13 protein-coding genes are annotated in these 16652 nt (G+C 73.5%); 6 read left to right on the top strand and 7 right to left on the bottom strand.

Annotation, left to right across the window (positions count from 1 at the left end):
• Positions 1-171 precede the first annotated feature (171 nt).
• Entirely contained in the window at positions 172-711 is a 540-nt protein-coding gene (locus tag D1369_RS34400) for a hypothetical protein (RefSeq protein WP_118082807.1), read from the top strand.
• A gap of 62 nt (positions 712-773) precedes the next feature.
• Here the strand turns inward: D1369_RS34400 and D1369_RS34395 are convergent, their stop codons facing one another.
• The 4 genes from D1369_RS34395 to D1369_RS34380 all read right to left on the bottom strand — a co-directional run bounded on the left by D1369_RS34395 (position 774) and on the right by D1369_RS34380 (position 8793).
• On the bottom strand, positions 774-5462 hold the full coding sequence (locus D1369_RS34395) for a hypothetical protein (RefSeq protein ID WP_118082806.1): 4689 nt from the start codon (positions 5460-5462) through the stop codon (positions 774-776).
• Positions 5463-5499: 37 nt separating this feature from the next.
• Positions 5500-6378 (bottom strand): hypothetical protein, encoded by an 879-nt coding sequence (locus D1369_RS34390; protein WP_007380605.1) that lies wholly within the window; start codon positions 6376-6378, stop codon positions 5500-5502.
• A 31-nt stretch (positions 6379-6409) separates the two neighbouring features.
• On the bottom strand, positions 6410-7939 hold the full coding sequence (locus D1369_RS34385) for a hypothetical protein (RefSeq protein ID WP_007380606.1): 1530 nt from the start codon (positions 7937-7939) through the stop codon (positions 6410-6412).
• A 158-nt stretch (positions 7940-8097) separates the two neighbouring features.
• Positions 8098-8793 carry a GntR family transcriptional regulator gene (locus D1369_RS34380; protein WP_007380607.1) on the bottom strand — a complete coding sequence of 232 codons (696 nt, stop codon included), beginning with the start codon at positions 8791-8793 and terminating at the stop codon, positions 8098-8100.
• Positions 8794-8923: 130 nt separating this feature from the next.
• Here D1369_RS34380 and D1369_RS34375 point away from each other — a divergent pair, with 130 nt between their 5' ends.
• From D1369_RS34375 to D1369_RS34355, 5 genes are read left to right on the top strand one after another with little or no spacing between them, the layout of a single operon-like run.
• Positions 8924-10219, top strand: a complete 1296-nt coding sequence (locus tag D1369_RS34375; protein WP_037899273.1) for an MFS transporter — start codon at positions 8924-8926, stop codon at positions 10217-10219.
• On the top strand, positions 10216-11064 hold the full coding sequence (locus D1369_RS34370; protein WP_050789679.1) for a putative hydro-lyase: 849 nt from the start codon (positions 10216-10218) through the stop codon (positions 11062-11064). The genes D1369_RS34375 and D1369_RS34370 overlap by 4 nt, the downstream gene beginning before the upstream one ends.
• A 47-nt stretch (positions 11065-11111) precedes the next feature.
• Entirely contained in the window at positions 11112-11870 is a 759-nt protein-coding gene (locus tag D1369_RS34365; RefSeq protein ID WP_118082805.1) for a 5-oxoprolinase subunit PxpA, read from the top strand.
• Entirely contained in the window at positions 11867-12478 is a 612-nt protein-coding gene (pxpB, locus tag D1369_RS34360) for a 5-oxoprolinase subunit PxpB (RefSeq protein ID WP_118082804.1), read from the top strand. Before D1369_RS34365 ends, pxpB begins: the two co-directional genes overlap by 4 nt.
• Positions 12475-13353, top strand: coding sequence for a biotin-dependent carboxyltransferase family protein (locus D1369_RS34355; RefSeq protein ID WP_037899275.1), 879 nt, complete (start codon positions 12475-12477; stop codon positions 13351-13353). The genes pxpB and D1369_RS34355 overlap by 4 nt, the downstream gene beginning before the upstream one ends.
• Positions 13354-13418: 65 nt before the next feature.
• On the opposite strand, the gene D1369_RS34350 is transcribed toward D1369_RS34355, so the two are convergent.
• From D1369_RS34350 to D1369_RS34340, 3 genes are read right to left on the bottom strand one after another with little or no spacing between them, the layout of a single operon-like run.
• The gene (locus D1369_RS34350; protein WP_118083163.1) at positions 13419-14267 is read right to left on the bottom strand and encodes an SGNH/GDSL hydrolase family protein; all 849 of its coding nucleotides are present in this window, start codon (positions 14265-14267) and stop codon (positions 13419-13421) included.
• 30 nt (positions 14268-14297) lie between these two features.
• Entirely contained in the window at positions 14298-15461 is a 1164-nt protein-coding gene (locus D1369_RS34345) for a glycosyltransferase (protein ID WP_118082803.1), read from the bottom strand.
• The gene (locus D1369_RS34340; RefSeq protein ID WP_118082802.1) at positions 15458-16591 is read right to left on the bottom strand and encodes a glycosyltransferase family 1 protein; all 1134 of its coding nucleotides are present in this window, start codon (positions 16589-16591) and stop codon (positions 15458-15460) included. The genes D1369_RS34345 and D1369_RS34340 overlap by 4 nt, the downstream gene beginning before the upstream one ends.
• Between the last annotated feature and the right edge of the window lie 61 nt (positions 16592-16652).

Here is a 16652-nt window from a genome sequence, read left to right as displayed (position 1 = left end):
CTTGAAGGGGTCTTGTTCGTCTTTCTCTTCGGGAGATGGCGGTGGATTCGGCCACAGGAGCCGCATCTGCAACTGGGCGGCGTAAAGCAGCGCAAGCCGGGCAGTCACCCTGGAAGCCCGGTTCACGAACACCGGGACGAGGGTCTGCCGGCGGTGGGGAGTGACACGGTGATGGGCACGGCGGAACGGCAGGAGGCGCCGGGAATCGGCGTGGGGACAGTGAGTCCGGCGGTGCCCCGGCGCACCGAGGCACGGGTTCCCGACATACCGGCGGAGCAGGCTCCGCCGCGCAGGCGCGGCGCGGCCCGGGAGGAGGCGTACCGGCCATTGTGGGTCGAGGAGCCCGCGCGCAGGCGTCGGCTGCCGGATCCGGTGCGGACCTCCGCGGTGCGGGCGGGGCTCATCATCGCGGTGACCCTGCTTCAGGCGATGGTGGCCTTCCTGTGCACCCTGGCCGGGTCCTGGCTGGCGTTCCCGATGGTGCTGAGCAGTGTGGCGAGCACCGTGGTGGCCACCTGGGCCGCCGTGGACGTCTGGGTGACCCGTCAGGTGTGGAACCAGCGCCACGGGGTGGTGTCGACCCCGAGCAGCACGGCGCGTGCGCTGCGTCGTGAGCGCCGCAAGGCCCGGCGGCACGCGCGGGTCACGGAGCGGGCCCAGGAGCGGATACGGCGTCAGGGCGGCAGCGCGGGACAGCTGTCCCACCCGTGAAGGCTTGAGCAGTCACGCCGTCGGGTACGGCCGACCGCTCGCCGGATGCCGCCCCGCGCCGCCTACGGAGTCGCGGGCGCCGGACGCTTGAACATCCGGGTCGCCGTGATCTCGCTGTGCCCCGCCTCCCCGGCCTGCGGCTGCTGCGGCAGGCCGGGGCGTAGGTGTTCCTCCACGCTGATGTACTTCAGGCCGGCCCTGAGGTCCGCGTCATTGCGCAGCCGGATGACCAGGGGGAACTCGGCGAGTGCTGTCGTGTCGAACAGGCCGGTGGTGTACAGGAGTTGGACACCCAGCGCGTCCGACACGGCCCGCTGGAGCTCCAGCAGATACGTCGCGTTGGCCCGGCCGATGGGGTTGTCCAGGAACAGCGTCCCCGCGTGCCGGTGCTTGTCCCGGCCCCGGTCGTTGGACCTCAGGGCCGCCATCGTGCAGTACAGCGCGATGGCGGCGGTCAGCAGCTGACCGCCGGAGAACACGTCACCCATCTGTCCCACGGGCACCCGCTCGGCCCGCAGCACGGCGTCCGGCTTGAGGATCTCCACGGCCACCCCCTTGGGCTGGAGTGCCGCCCCGACTCCCCGCAGCAGCAGGGACATTCCGTCCCGCCGCAGGTCGGAGTTCTTCTTCACCGCGGCCCTGGTCGCCTCGTCGATGACCTCGCCGAGCCGCTCGGTCAGCGTCGCCTGGTCGGGCTCCTCGAAACGGATCCGCAGGAACTCCTGCCCGGACCACTCGCCGAGCCCCTCCGGCAGCCGGGACAGCCGCTGGGCGGACCTGAGCGTGGCGAGGGCGGACTCCACGAGCCCCCGCAGCCGGTCCACGATCGAGTCCCGGTTCCGCTCCAGCTGGGCCAACTCGTCGGTCAGCACCCGCAGTCGGGGGGCGAAGGCGTCCGCCCACTTCTGCGCGTGCTCGGGCAGGGCGGAGGCGGGCAGCTCACGGATCTGCTGCCGCGCGGGGGTGCGGACCTGCTCGTAGCGCGTGGAGTTGGCGTGCCGCACGAGGACGTCACTGGCCTCGCGGACGGCGGACTCGGCGGCGGAGAGGTCGGCGGCACAGCCGCGCAGTGACCGGCGAGCCTCGGCGGCGGCCTGCCGGGCCTCCTCGGGGCTGCCCGGGTACGCCTCCTGCTCGTCCTGCTCGTCCTCCATGGCGTGCTCGCGCAGCAGGTCGCGCAGCATCGCGGCGATCTCGTCGAAGCCGCCCGCCGCGTCCTCGGCGGCCCGGTGGGAGCCGAGCAGCTCCGCGTGCGCCTCCCTGGCCTGCGCCAACGCCTCGGTGCGGGAGGCGAGTTCGGCGGTGGCCGTACGCAACAGCGCCTGCGCGTGCTCGGCGTCGCGCGGCTCCAGCTCCGGCGACAACTCGGTGTGCGCCTCGCCGTCCTCGGGCGCGTGCCGTTCGGCCTCGCCACGCAGCCGGCCCAGCTGCTCGCTCGCGGTCGACACACGGGTCTCCAGGAGCTGCACCAGTTCCTCCGCGCGGGCGGCGGCGGCCTGCCGGGAGGGCCCGTCGGAGCCGTCGGGCGACTGGAGCAACTGCGCCGCGCGGGTGCGGACCTTGTTGCTCAGCCGGTCCAGTTCGGCGAGGGCCGCGCTCTCGTCGCTCTCCGCCCGGGCCTGCTCGGCCCGCAGGTCGGCCCCGACCCCCACCTTCTCGTAGAGCTGGGAGGCGGCCCGGTAGGCCTCGCGGAGCGCGGGCAGCGAGGACTTGGAGGCGTCCGGGTCACTGTCCGGTACGTCGTCCGGGGCGCCGGCGATCTCGGCGCGCTCGGCGCGCAGCGCCCGCGCGGTGCGGCGGGCGTCGTCGGCGGCCCGCTGGGCCCCGCGCCGGTCCTCGTCGGCGGCCCGGGCCCGCTCCAGACAGGTCTGGGCGCGGGCTTCCGACTCGGTGGCCTCGTCGGCCAGTTCGCGCAGCTTGGCCTGCCAGCCGGCCCGCTCGCGCAGCCGGTAGGCCAGCCCGGCGAGGGCGTCGGCGGCGCGCCGGGCCTTCTGGGCGGCCTCCTGCCGCTCGTCACGTGTCTGCGCGGCCTCGGCGGCGGCTTCGTCGGCCTCGGCTCGCACCGTGCGCGCCTCGGCCAGCTCGGCCTCCGACTCCTCGGCGAACACGCGCGTGTCCCGGGCGGCCTGCGCCAGTTCGACGAGCCGGCCGGCCGGGCAGCCGGTGCGCCAGGAGGCGAGCCGGGCGGCCAGTTCACGGTCCTTGCCGAGGCGCGCCGCGAGCGACCGGATCTCCTCGTCCCGCTCGCCGGCCCGCGCGCGCAGCGCCTGACGCTCCTCGTCGGCGGCGTGCTCGTCGTGCATGGCCGGGTTCGGCGGCACGAGGAAGACGTCGGCGCCCTGGGAATCGGTCGCCGGGGTCGGCGCGAGCAGCGCGGCGGCCGTGCCGACGGCGACGGCGGAGCGCGGAAGGAGTGCCGCGTCGTGCAGGGCCTCGCGGGCACGCGCGTGGGTGTCGGGATCGGTGATGATCACGCCGTCGACCAGTTCGGGCCGGGCGGCCAGCACGCGCGCGTGGTCGACGGGGTCGACGGCCTGGGCGAGGTAGCGCCAGCCGGGCAGGGCCGGGATGCCGTTCTCACCGAGGAACTCGACCGTGGCCAGCACGTCAGGGCCCGGCGGCAGAAGCCCGCCGTCACCGAGCGCGCCAAGGATCCGGGAGTCGTCGGCGGCGGCCGTACGCAGCTCGAAGAGCTGGCGTTCGGCGGCGGAGACGGAGTCGTCGAGCAGTTCACGCAGTTCGTCGGCGAACCGGTCGAGATCCTCGGGGGTCAGACCGGCGTCGGCGTGACCGCCCATCGAGCCGCTGTGCGGATCGGCGTCACTGCCGGCACCCTCGCTTCCGCCCGCGCCGCTCGTCTTGGCGCCCTCGGCGCCCGCGCGCGGTCCCGGCACGGCCGCGGAGGTTCCGGTCAGGCTCAGCAGCTCTGCCAGCCGCTCCTCCCCCGCCAGCCCCTCGGCCAGGCGCCGCTCGGCCTCGTAGGACCGCGCTGCCGCCGTGGCCGCGTCCTCCGCGCGGGCGGCCGTGAGCTCCGCTCGGGATTCGGCGGCGGCCGCCTCGCGCGCGTGCTCGGCGGCCCGGTTGGAGGCCTCGCGGGCGGTGTCCCAGGCGGCGACCGCCGTCTTCTCGGCGTCGCTCGCGGCGAGGGCCGCCCGCGCGGGGTCGGCGTCGGGGGCGCTGTCGTCGAGCCAGCCCGCGCGCACCGCCTCGGCGGTCTCCTGCTCGACCTCGCTCAGCCGCTGGCGCAGATGGCCGATCTCACTGCGGGCGCGCTGCGCCTCGGTGGCGGCCGACGTGGAGTCCCGGTGGGCCGACTCGCTGACCTCCTGGAGAGCGGCGGACCGCTCCTCCTCCTCGTTGGCGAGCGTCTCGGCACCTTCTGCGGCCGCGTGCAGGGCCCGTACGAGATCGACGGCGGCCTTGGCGCGGGCGGCGAGCGCGGGAGCCGCGTCCCGCTCGGCCTCCTGGATGGCGGCGGCCACGCGCGCGACCCGGTCGGCGGCGGCACGGTGCCGCAGTACGGCCTCGGCGGCCTGCCAGGCGGAGTGCAGCGTGCGCGCTTCGGCGAGCTCGCGCTTCTGGGCCGCGGCCGACTTCTCGGCGGCGGCCAGCGCCAGGGAGGCGTGCCGGTAGGCGAGTTCGGCGGCGACGAGCGCACTGCGCTCCCGGCCCGCCTCGGCGTGTGTGACGGCGTACGCGGCCGCGGTGACCCGCTGGGCCAGGTCCGCTGCCCGTACCCGCTCCTGGACGCCGCGCGCGGACAGCCGTCGGGCCAGCGTCCGGGTACGGCGCTCGGCGCCCGCGTGGATGTCACGCGCGCGTGAGCGTGCCTCGGCGGCTTCGACGATCCGGCCCAGCAGGTCCACGGAGCCCGCGGTGAAGTCCCGTTCGGCGATGAGTTCGGCGCGTCGCCCCAGCTTGTTGCCGAACCCGCTGACCAGGTCGGCGAGCCCGTCGGTGTCGCGGGTGTCGGTCACGGCGCGCAGCAGCAGGTCGGTGAAGTCGGAGTCCTTCTTCACCGCGAACAGGCCGGCGGCCTCGCCCTCGTCGGCGTTCATCTCGCGCTGGTAGCGGAAGAGTTCGGGGTCCAGGCCGAGGTCGCCGAGGTGCTCGATCCAGCGGTCGTGGATCTCCTCCCAGTGCACCTCCAGATGCGGATACGCCTTGCCCGCCTCGGTGATGGCGTCCCGGAAGCCCTTCATGGTGCGGCGGCGGCCCTGTGCGGCCGACTGGCCCTCGGCGGGCGGCCGTACGGCGGTGGACTCGGCGACGGGCAGGTTGTCGAGGCTGAGCCCGGGTCCGGGCCGGAAGGAGTACCAGGCCTCGGCGAACTTCCGCGGGTCGTTGGAGACCTGGCGGCCCCGCCACTCGCTGACCTTGCCGACGACGACACACTCGCCGGTCAGGGTGTGCTGCCACTCCAGGGCCACGTGTCCGCAGTCGTCGGCCAGCAGGAACTTCCGCAGCACACCGGAGCTGGCGCCGCCCAGCGTGTTCCGGTGGCCGGGCAGCATCACCGAGAAGATCAGCTTGAGCAGGACGGACTTGCCGCCGCCGTTCTCCAGGAAGAGCACTCCGGCGGGCGCGGGACGGCGGGGCGGGCCGACGGGCTCCTCCTCGAAGAACTCCGCCTGGGTGGGCGCGGGGTCGGGCACCTCCGCGCCGACACCGCGCAGGTCAAGCACGGTGTCGGCGTAGCGCGCACCGGCGGGACCGATGGAGTAGAGGCGGACCCGGGACAGCTCGTACATGGCGGACTCTCGTAAGTCTTCGGCAGATCAGGGAAGTTCAGGAGTGGAACGGCAGCCCGGCATCGGCCGCCAGCTCCAGGTCGTCGCCGTCCTCGGGGGGCAGCAGCGTCGGCGTACCGTCGGTGACCGGGACCACCCCCAGCTCAAGGAGTTCGGCCATGGCGGCGCTTCCGGCCATGTCCCGCACCTGGAGCTGGTAACGAGCCGTGGTCCGGTAGGTACCGCCGTTGTCGTCCCCGGTGCGCTGGAGGAAGCCGGAGTCGGTGAGGAAGGCGGCGGCCTTGCCGACGATGCCGGTCGTGGACCCGGCGAGCCGGCGCGCGTCCTTGGTCGCACCGGCCGCGCTGCGTCTCGCCCAGATCCGCCAGGCCGCCTCCAGACCGGGGGCGTCGGTCGCCGGGTCGGTGTTCTCGCCGACTTCCTCGGCCCGCTCCTCAAGGCGCCGGCAGGCCTGCCGCACGAAGGCGTCGACACCGTTGACCGAGACCCGCCCGATGTATCCGTCGTCGGCGAGGTCCTCGGGCCGTGGGAACGCCATGGCGGCGACGGCGAGATGGGCGAGGCCGTGCAGGAACCGGTCGCCGCCGTCGGCGGACGTACGACGCGCGTAGTCCCCCATCCGGACGGCGAACACGGAGTCCTCGGCGGCGGTCACGGCCATCCCCGCGCGCGGGGACACCTCGAGGACGACCAGTCCCAGTCCGGCGGCGACGGCGTCGGCGAGCCGCGCGAACGGCGGGTCCTCCCGGTAGCGCCGCAGCAGGTCGGCGTACTCCTGGTCCCGCGCGGGCTGCAGTTTGGGCTGCAGCCCGAAGGCGACGAGCCGCGCGGCGTCGGCGGCGTCGGCGGGCGTGACGGCGGCGGGCGCCGACGGGGTCGGGACCTCCGTGTCGCTCCACTCGACATGCTCACTCACGGCTGGGGCTCCTTGTCACGCTGTGGCTCACTCATGCTGCTTCCGTCCGGTCTGCCGCCATCCCCGCGGCGTCCAGCAGGGCGGTGCCGACGATGAGGTCGGCGCCACCGAAGTCCGGATCGTCCAGTTCCGTCCCGTCGTCCACCGCGAAGAGCAGCTTCTCCTCACCCTGGCGGTAGGCGGTGCCGACGGCGGGGCTGGCCGCGTGGATCGACATCAGGGCCACCAGGTAGGCCAGATCGAACCCGCCCGTCCGGCGGGCCTCCGCGAGCAGCCCGGAGAGCCGCCGCGGCGCGTCCGCGGGCAGATCCAGCAACTTCTTCGCGGACGCCAGCTGTTCCTCGCTGAACCGGCTGTCGTCGGGCGTGGCGATGAGGTCAGGCTCCGGCATCTCCGCGCCCAGGTGCTCCCGCTCCATGGGGGGCGTCAGCAGTATGTCGACGAGATCGCCCACCCGGACCGACACCGGTGTGCGCAGGCCGGTCCCGCGCGCGAAGAACGCGTCGGTGACCCGGGTGGCCTGCTCCAACGGCAAGGGCAGCAGCGGCGCGAACAGCTGGCCGTACAGGTCTGTCCCCGACGTCGTCATGGGGGTGGCGAAGGCCTGCCGGTCCTGCTCGGCGCGGAACAGCGGGCCCGCCTCCAGGAGCCGGGACTGCAGCTGGGTGTGGCGCCGGATGCAGTCCTTGACGATGTCCACGAGCTCGGCGGCACGCCGCTTCTGCTCGGGGTCCTCGGACTCGTCCCGTGCCTTGCGGATGTTGGTCAGGATCGCGTTCTCGTGGCGGTACCGGTCGGCGACGTGGTCGAGTGCCTCGGCGATCATGTCGGGCACGGAGTTGAGCCAGTCGACGGCCCGGACATTGCGCCGGGTGGCGTCCAGGGCCCTGCGCAGGGTCTCGGAGTACTGCACGGTCCGGTAGCGGGCCTGCTCCGCGGCGAGCTGGGCGTCGGCGAGGCGGCCGCGGCTGATCAGCACCTCCAGCTTGACCTCGGCGGCGATCTGGGCGCTGGTGACGTCGGTGTCGAGGGCCCCGACGAGGACGTTGACCGCCTCGTCCGTCGTCCGGAGATACACCGAGCCGCCGGGCCCCGGGACCTCCTCGATCAGCTTGAAGTCGTAGTCACGCCGGACGTAGGTCCCGTCCGGTGCGAACGTGCCGTAGACCGCGCGGAAGCCGCGGTCGACGCTTCCGACGTTGATCAGGTTCTCCAGGACCCAGCGGGCCACGCGCTCGTGCTCGGCGACGGGCCGCTGCGGGGCCTGGGCGGCGATGCGCGGGATGAGGCGGGCGACGACCTGGTCGTGGTCGGCGCCGGTGTCGAAGTCCATGTTCAGGGTGACCAGGTCGATGGCGGCGAGGGCCACCTCCGCCATGCCGTACACCGAGTACTCGCCCGCGAGATTGGCCTTGCGCACGTCGAGGTCGTGCAGCGGCGCGGTGCAGGCGAGCGCGCGCAGCCGACGCGCCAGTCCCTCGTCGGCGGCCGGGCCCGGTGCGGGGCGCGGCCCCGCGCTGAACTGGGGCGGAACGCTGTCCGTCGTCGCAGGCGAAGTCACGGTGCACAGACTAGGTCCTCGGTCTGACAACTCCCCAAACGGCGCGGATCGCCTCCGGCGGTGGGACGGGCGACCACCTGCTGTTCGTCGTCTGCGGGTCGGTGGGGGCCTGTCGCGCCCACGCGGCGGAGCCGCATATCAGACACAGCCCCGCGCCCCTAAATGTCCTCGCCCACCCTTCGCCTGTACACCTCGACCACTCGCCCCAAAGAATCCGAGAGGTACACGGCGAGCAGCCGTTCCGCCTCTTCCCTGTCGCCCGCCTGAAGCGCCCCGAGAATCTGCTGGTTGCGGGCCAGGTACGGCTCGTGCAGGGCCTTGGGGTCGTCCACGACGTGGAAGGCGAGGCGGAGTTCGGCGAAGACGCTGCGCATCAGTTCGTCGGTGCGGTCGCTGCCCGCGAGGGCGACGAGTTCGCGGTGGAAGTGGATGTTGGCCGTGCCCAGCGTTTTCCAGTCACCTTCGCGCACCGCCCGCTGTCCCTCCACGACCGCCTCGGCGAGCGCGTCCAGGGCGTACGGCGGTTCGCCCAGCCCACGGACGACGGCGCACTCCACGAGCGCGCGGGTGCGGTAGATGTCCTCCACGTCCTCGACCGCCAGGACCCGGACGAACACACCGCGGTTCAACTCGTGGACCAGCAGCCGCTCGTGGGTGAGCAGCCGGAACGCCTCGCGCAAGGTGTTGCGGGAGACCCCCAGCGCTCCTCCGATGCTGTCCTCCGACAGCCGGGTCCCCGGCGGGAAGTAGCCCTCGGCGATGCGGCTCCTGAGGATGTCCGAGACCCGCTCGGCCGTGCTGGTGCGGCCCAGGAGGGCGCGATCGTCGGCCAGTCCGCTCAGCTGCTCTGCCATGCCCGGAATTCAACCGCAGACACGAGAACGAAACAACAGGGGTATTGAAGGATCGTTGAACGATCCTCTACGTTACTCACCACCGCACGGTTCAGCTCCGCAACCTCCGTCCTCCCACTGCGAGGTGCTCATGAGCACGACCCCGCCTCCTCAGACCCTGACCGATCAGCACACAGCCACCGAACGCCCCGCCGAAGACGGGGCGTTGGGCTGGTTCCGCGCCCTCGGTCCGCGCGGCCGGCGCGCCTTCGCCGGTGCGTTCGGCGGCTACGCCCTCGACTCCTACGACTACTTCACGCTCCCGCTGAGCATGGTCGCGCTGGCCGCCTACTTCGGCCTGGACAGCGGCCAGACCGGTCTCTTCACCACCGTCACCCTGTTGGCCTCGGGCATCGGCGGAGCCCTGGCGGGGGTCCTGGCCGACCGGGCCGGCCGGGTCAGGGCGCTGATGATCACGGTGGTCACGTACGCGATCTTCACCGTGGCCTGCGGCTTCGCGCCCAACTTCGAGTCACTGCTGGTCTTCCGCGCCCTCCAGGGCCTCGGGTTCGGCGGCGAATGGGCGGTGGGCGCGATCCTGGTCGCCGAGTACGCGAGCTCGAAGCACCGGGGCCGCACTCTGGGTGCGATCCAGAGCTCCTGGGCCGTGGGCTGGGCACTGGCCGCGATCGTGTACACGGTGGTCTTCTCGGTCTTCGACGCCGACACCGCCTGGCGCGTGATGTTCTGGACCGGCGCGCTGCCCGCGCTGCTGGTCGTCTGGATGCGGCGCCAGGTCCAGGACGCCCCCGAGGCGATCGCCGTGCGCGAGAAGAGCGCCGGAAAGGGATCCTTCACGGCGATCTTCAAACCGGACCTGCTGCGTACGACGATCTTCGCGGGGCTGCTGTCCACGGGCGTCCAGGGCGGCTACTACACGCTCGCCACCTGGGTACCGACGTATCTGAAAAGCGACCGCGGACTGTCGGTCGTCGGCACCGGCGGCTATCTGACCTTCCTGATCTCCGGCGCCTTCCTCGGCTATCTGACCGGCGGCTACCTCACCGACCGGCTGGGCCGGCGCCGCAACATCTGGCTCTTCGCCCTCTTGTCGGCCGTCTGCATCGTGGCCTACGGCAACATCCCGAGCGGGGCCGACACCTGGCTCCTGGTCCTCGGGTTCCCGCTCGGGTTCTGCATGTCGGCGATCTTCAGCGGCTTCGGGTCCTATCTGAGCGAGCTGTACCCGACGGCGGTACGCGGCTCGGGACAGGGCTTCACGTACAACGCGGGCCGCGCGGTCGGCGCCGTCTTCCCGACCACCGTCGGCTTCCTGGCCGACAGCTGGGGCGTGGGCGGGGCACTCGTCTTCGGCGCCATCGGCTACGGAATCGCCGCACTGGCCCTGCTCGGACTGCCGGAGACCCGTGGGAAGGAACTCGCGTGAACCGCACGGAAGACCGTCCCCTGACCCTCGTCACGGAAGACCGTCCCCTGACCCTCGTCGACGAGCACGCGCACGCATGGAGCCCGGCACAGGCACGCGCCCGCTTCCGGGCCGGCCTGACCGGCCCCACCGCCGGGGTCGCGGCCGGACACACCCAGGTCAACCTGATCTCGGTGCCCGCCGACTGGGCGTACGACATGCTGCTGTTCTGCCAGCGCAACCCCAAGCCCTGCCCGGTTCTCGACGTCACGGACGCCGGTGACCCGGCCACCGTTCTCGCCGAGGGCGCCGATCTGCGCACCGATCTCCCGCGCTACCGGGTGTGGGAGGACGGGCACCTGGTGGACGAGCCGACGGACGTGCGCGCACACTGGCGTGACGACCTCGTTTCGTTCCTGATCGGGTGCAGTTTCACCTTCGAGTGGGCACTTTCGGAGGCGGGCGTCCCGATCCGGCACATCGAGCAGGGCCGGAACGTTCCGATGTATGTGACCAGTCGACAGTGCCGTCCCGCGGGGCGGCTGCACGGACCCATGGTGGTCTCCATGCGTCCGGTGCCGCCGCAGCACCTGGCCGCGGCCCTGAGGGAGAGCAGTCTGCTCCCGGCTGTGCACGGCAGCCCCGTGCACTGCGGCGATCCCTCCGGGCTGGGCATCGAGGACCTGGGCCGTCCCGACTTCGGTGACCCGGTGGATGCCGAGCCGGACGACATCCCGGTGTTCTGGGCCTGTGGAGTGACCCCGCAGGCCGCGGTGATGGCCTCGCGCCCGCCGTTCGCCATCACGCACGCACCGGGGCAGATGTTCCTGACGGACGCCCGCGACGAGCAGTACCGAGTGGCCTGAGAACCGCTTGACCCTCTTGAAGATCTGAAAGGAGACGCGAGACCTCAATGACCTCGATCGACCTGAACGCCGACCTCGGCGAGGGCTTCGGCCGCTGGCGGCTGACCGACGACGAGCAGCTGCTGTCCGTCGTCACCAGCGCCAACGTGGCCTGCGGGTTCCACGCCGGGGACGCGGTCACCATGCGGCGGGTGTGCGAGCTGGCCGCCGCGCGCGGGGTCCGTATCGGCGCCCAGGTCTCCTACCGGGACCTCGCGGGGTTCGGGCGGCGCGCGATGGACGTGCCGTCCGCCGAGCTGACGGCCGAGGTGGCCTACCAGATCGGTGCCCTGGAGGTCTTCGCCCGGGCGGCGGGCACGCGCGTGTCGTACGTCAAACCGCACGGCGCGCTCTACAACCGAGCCGTCCACGACGAGGAGCAGGCCACGGCGGTCGTCGCGGGCGTGCTCCTCGCCGATGCCTCCCTGCCCGTGCTGGGCCTGCCCGGCTCGCGTCTTCTGGAGGCGGCCGGGAAGGCGGGCCTGGAGCCCGTCACGGAGGCCTTCGCGGACCGCGCCTACACCGACGAGGGCACGCTGGTACCACGCGGCCAGGAGGGTGCGGTGATCACCGATCCCGAGGCGGTCGTGGAGCGCTCGCTCGGCCTGGCCCGGAACCGCGCGGTCAGCGCCCGCTCCGGTGCCCGTATCGAGGTCGAAGCCCGCTCCCTGTGCCTGCACGGCGACACACCGGGCGCGGTGGAGCTGGCCCGACGGGTCAGGGAGCGCCTGGAGTCCTCGGGCGTGCGGGTGGAGGCGTTCGTATGAAAGCACTGCCGGTCGGGGACGACGCCCTGCTCGTGGAGGTGTCCTCGGGCGAGGAGGCCCAGGCCCTGCACGCGGAGCTGGTGCGCCGCCGCGCGGAGGGCTCGCTGTCGGTCCGCGAGATCGTCCCCGCGGCCCGTACGGTCCTCCTCGACGGCCTCGCTGACCCCGCCCGCCTGGCCGACGAACTCACCGCCTCCGAGGTGCCGCCCGCTCCCCCGCGCGCGCATGAGGTGATCGAGCTCCCGGTGCGCTACGACGGCCCGGACCTGGCCGACGTGGCCGCGCACTGGGGCGTCATGCCCCAGGAGGTGGCCCGCATCCACGCCGGCACCGAGTTCACGGTCGCCTTCTGCGGATTCGCGCCCGGCTTCGGCTACCTCACCGGCCTGCCCTCCCGCTACGACGTCCCGCGCCGGGCCACCCCGCGCACGGCCGTCCCGGCGGGCTCGGTGGCGCTCGCGGGCTCGTACACCGGCGTCTACCCGCGCTCCTCGCCGGGCGGCTGGCAGCTCATCGGGACCACGGACGCCGTTCTGTGGGACCACGCGCGTGTGCCGGCCGCACTGCTGTCGCCCGGGACACGGGTGCGCTTCGTGGAGGCGACATGACGGACCGCGCGCTCTCCGTCGTCCGGGCCGGAGCACTGACCACCGTCCAGGACCGGGGCCGCCCGGGCCACGCCCACCTCGGCGTCCCCCGCTCGGGCGCACTGGACGGCCCGGCGGCCGACCTCGCCAACCGTCTGGTCGGCAACCGCCCCGGGGCGGCCGTCCTGGAGACCACGCTCAACGGCTGTGCGGTACGCCCCCGTTCGACGGTCACCGTGGCCGTCACGGGCGCCCCCTGCCGGATCACGGTGGACGGCCGTCCGGCGGCCTGGGGCGCACCGGTGCGGGTACCGGCCGGAGCGCTGCTGACGGTCGGGACGGCCGTTTCAGGGCTGCGCGGCTATGTGGCCGTCTCCGGCGGCATCGCGGTGGAGCCGGTCCTGGGCAGCCGATCCACGGACCTCCTGTCGGGCCTGGGCCCGGTCCCCCTCACGGACGGCGCGGTCCTGCCCCTGGGCACGCCGACACCGCTCCACACGCGCGTGGACGCCGCGCCGCAGCCGGCACCCCCCGCGGAACTCGTCCTGCGCGTCACGCTGGGCCCACGAGCCGACTGGTTCACCCCGGAAGCGGTACGGGCTTTCACCTCCCGCGCCTTCCGGGTGTCCTCGGCGAGCAACCGCATCGGCCTGCGCACGGAGGGGCCGGCTCTGCAGCGGGCGTTCGATGGTGAACTCCCCAGCGAGGGCATGGTTCTGGGCGCCGTCCAGGTCCCTCCCGACGGCAGGCCGGTGGTTTTCCTGGCAGACCACCCGACCACCGGCGGCTACCCGGTGATCGGCGTGGTCCGCACACCGGACCTGGCTGCGGCGGCGCAGGCGGTACCCGGCATCCCGGTGCGCTTCGTAGAGGTGCGGCGGCGCCAACTTCCCTAGGGCCGCAGGGAAGTGCGCGACCAGCCGCAGCGCACCCGCACCCGCACCCGCACCCGCACAATGCACTACGCGGCCTCAGGTCGTTGCTCCTGAGCGGACAAGGCCGCCAACGCCGTGGACACCCCGTGCGCGGCCCGCAGATCGAGCCGCGCGCTGGTCCCCCGCGCGCGATGCCGCATCTCGTCCACCGCGAGCGTCACCAACTGGGGCAGCAGATCGGTGCACCGCCGCACCACCCACCCCGTGCCCGCCGTGGCCAGCCACCACAGACTCGCCGCCCTCGCGGGCACGGGAAACTCGGGCTCGGCCAAGGGCGCGACGCCGGTCGCGACCCCCCGCTCCGCCAGCACCGCGTGGAACCGCACGGCCAGCTGCCGGTGCCCCCGCTCGCTGGGATGCAACCGGTCCGCACTCCACATCGCGGGCTCGGTGGTCCAGGCCCCCTCGGCCGCATGCAGATGCACCGCCCCGTACCGCTCGGACAGGGCGTGCACCACCGCGTTCACCGCCCGCTGCCGCCGAGCCAGCGGACGCGCCAACGCGCCGGGCAGCCCGAGCATGGTGCCCGGGTCGGGCAGGCACGCCGTGAGCAGGACGGCCCCCTGCCCGGTGAAGGCCGCGTACACCTCGTCGAGCCGCGCGGCCACGGCATGGATGTCGAACGTGCAGCGCAGGGTGTCGTTGACGCCGACGACGACCGAGACGACATCCGGCCTCAACCCCAGCCCCACCGGCAACTGTCGCTCCAGCACGTCCCGCGTCTGCGCCCCGCTCACCGCGAGCTTGGTGAACTCAACGGACTCGGCGATCCCGTCGGCGAGCAGCGCGGCCCAGCCGCGCCATCCCCCGCCGACGGGATCGCCCACGCCCTCGGACAGCGAGTCACCGAGGGCGACGAAGCGCACGGTTCTCATGACGCGCCCCTGCTCACGACACACCCCTGCTCATGCCACGCCCCCCGGCACGGGGCCCCGTACGAAGACCTCCGCATCGTGCGCGGCGAGGAACGCCCGGACCGCCGTGTCCCAGCCGAAGCACTCCGCACGCGCGCGTGCGGCCTCGCGGCGCTCGGCCTCGGAGCGTTCAAGGAGCATGTCGACGGCGTCCGCGAAGGCGTCCCCGCGGTCGGCGGCGACGGCCCCGGCCGGTCCGATGACCTCCGGCAGCGCGGAGGAGGCGCTCACCACGACCGGCGTACCGCACGCCATGGCCTCCAGCGCGGCGAGCCCGAAGGTCTCGGCGGGCCCGGGCGCCAGGCACACGTCGGCGGAGGCCTGGAGCGCCCCGAGCAGCCCGCGGTCGGAGACGTGTCCGAGGAACGTGACCGGCAGCCGCCGTTCCCGGGCCCGCTGTTCCAGGCGCGGCCGCAGCGGCCCGTCCCCCGCCACCACGAGTACCGCCCGCCGGCCTCGGCGGACCAAGGACTCCAGGGCTTCCAGGGCCGTGCTCGGCCGCTTCTCCACGGACAGCCGGGTGCACGTCACGAGAAGGGTCTCGTCCTCGCGCGCGTAGCGGGCCCGCAGTCCCGTGTCGTACAGCGCCGGGCGCCGCTCGACCAGGTCGACGCCCAGTGGGGCCCGTACGACGTTGCGCGCGCCGATCCGGACGAACTCCCGCTCGGCGAATTCGGTGGTGCACACCACGCGCGCGTACGTGTGCGCCGTACGGACGTTGAGGGCGTCGGCGGTGCGCCGGGCCGCGCCCTCCGGCAGGCCCCAGGTGCGCAGCACGCCGTCGGCGGTCTCGTGGGAGACCATCACGGCGGGTACGCGGGCGCGCCGGGCCCATTTGCCGGTCCACCTGAGGGTCGTACGGTCGGAGACCTCCAGGCGGTCGGGGGCGAGTTCCTCCAGGAGCCGGGCCACGCGCCCCTTGTCGGCGAGGACGCGGTAACCGCCGGTGCCGGGCAGCAGCGGGCCGGGCAGGGTGATGATCCGTCCCTGCTCGGTGCGGCGGTCGCTCGCGCGCTCTCCGGGCACGATGAGGACGGGCTCGTGTCCGGCCGCCCGGTAGCCCTTGCCGAGCTCGCGCAGGGCGGTGCGCAGGCCGCCCGAGGCGGGCGCGACGAAGTTGGCGAGACGGACTATCCGCAGCGACGGTCCGTTCATGCCGCCACCGCCGTCTTCCGGCCGGTGAGCACGGCCGCGTAGTGGCCGATCAGCTGGTCGCCGACGGCCGCCCAGGTGCGTCCCTCGACCATGGCCCGCGCGGCGACGCCGAACGAGGCACGTGTCTCGGGGTCGGCGGCCAGGGACCGTACCGCGTCCCGTACGGCGGCCGGGTCGCGCGGCGGGACGAGGTACCCGGTGCGCCCGTGGGCGACCAGGTCGAGCGGGCCGCCGGCGGCGGGCGCGACGACGGGCACGCCGCTCGCCATGGCCTCCTGCACGGTCTGGCAGAAGGTCTCGAAGGGGCCGGTGTGCGCGAAGACGTCGAAGGAGGCGAAGATCCGGGCCAGTTCGTCGCCCATGCGGCGGCCCAGGAAGACCGCGCCGGGCAGTGCCTGCTCGAGAGGGGACCGGCTCGGCCCGTCCCCGACGACCACGACCTTGACGCCGTCCAGGCGGCACGCGTCAGCCAGCAGTTCGATGTGCTTCTCGGGGGCGAGCCGTCCGACGTAGCCGACGATCATCTCGCCGTTCGGGGCGAGCCGGCGGCGCAGCGCCTCGTCGCGCAGGTCGGGGCGGAAGCGGACGGTGTCCACGCCCCGTGGCCACAGCTTGACCCGGGGCACGCCGTGCGCCTCCAGGTCGCGCAGGGAGGCGCTGGACGGGGCGAGGGTGAGGTCGGCGGCGGCGTGGACGGAACGGATGCGGCGCCAGGCGGCGGCTTCTCCCGCGTGCACATAGGTGCGGGCGTATCCGGCGAGGTCGGTCTGGTAGACGGCCACGGCGGGGATGCCGAGCCGGGCGGCGCCGGCCATGCCGCGGACGCCGAGGACGAAGGGGCTGGCCAGGTGGACGATGTCGGCCCGGTGCTCGGCGATCGCCGTGGCCACGCGCCTGCTGGGGAGGGCAACGCGGACCTGGGGGTAGCCCGGGAGGGGGAGGGAGGGGACACGGACGACGGGGCACGGCGCGAGGGCGTCCACGCCGGGCCCGGGGCCGGACGCGGTGGCCGGCGCGACGACGAGCGGAAGGTGACCGCGATCTACGAGGTGCCGGGCGGTCTGGAGCGCGCAGTGGGCCACGCCGTTCACATCGGGGGGAAAGGATTCGGTCACTATGACGACACGCATAAGGGTGTTCTCGCCGCGTTGGACGTGGCCGCGTCAACGTGGATCTTTGCGAACGATGAAC

This window comes from Streptomyces sp. CC0208 (assembly GCF_003443735.1).
In the GTDB taxonomy this organism is placed as follows: Bacteria; Actinomycetota; Actinomycetes; order Streptomycetales; family Streptomycetaceae; genus Streptomyces; species Streptomyces sviceus.
Note: the sequence above shows the minus strand (reverse complement) of the source record. Positions and strands in the feature narration are given on the sequence as shown.

Bases quoted from the DNA above. Each gene is read 5' to 3' on its own strand.
- D1369_RS34400 (WP_118082807.1), top strand. From the start codon at position 172: ATGGGCACGGCGGAACGGCAGGAGGCGCCGGGAATCGGCGTGGGGACA.
- D1369_RS34395 (WP_118082806.1), bottom strand. From the start codon at position 5,462: ATGTACGAGCTGTCCCGGGTCCGCCTCTACTCCATCGGTCCCGCCGGT.
- D1369_RS34380 (WP_007380607.1), bottom strand. From the start codon at position 8,793: ATGGCAGAGCAGCTGAGCGGACTGGCCGACGATCGCGCCCTCCTGGGC.
- D1369_RS34375 (WP_037899273.1), top strand. From the start codon at position 8,924: ATGAGCACGACCCCGCCTCCTCAGACCCTGACCGATCAGCACACAGCC.
- D1369_RS34365 (WP_118082805.1), top strand. From the start codon at position 11,112: ATGACCTCGATCGACCTGAACGCCGACCTCGGCGAGGGCTTCGGCCGC.
- pxpB (WP_118082804.1), top strand. From the start codon at position 11,867: ATGAAAGCACTGCCGGTCGGGGACGACGCCCTGCTCGTGGAGGTGTCC.
- D1369_RS34355 (WP_037899275.1), top strand. From the start codon at position 12,475: ATGACGGACCGCGCGCTCTCCGTCGTCCGGGCCGGAGCACTGACCACC.
- D1369_RS34350 (WP_118083163.1), bottom strand. From the start codon at position 14,267: ATGAGAACCGTGCGCTTCGTCGCCCTCGGTGACTCGCTGTCCGAGGGC.
- D1369_RS34345 (WP_118082803.1), bottom strand. From the start codon at position 15,461: ATGAACGGACCGTCGCTGCGGATAGTCCGTCTCGCCAACTTCGTCGCG.
- D1369_RS34340 (WP_118082802.1), bottom strand. From the start codon at position 16,591: ATGCGTGTCGTCATAGTGACCGAATCCTTTCCCCCCGATGTGAACGGC.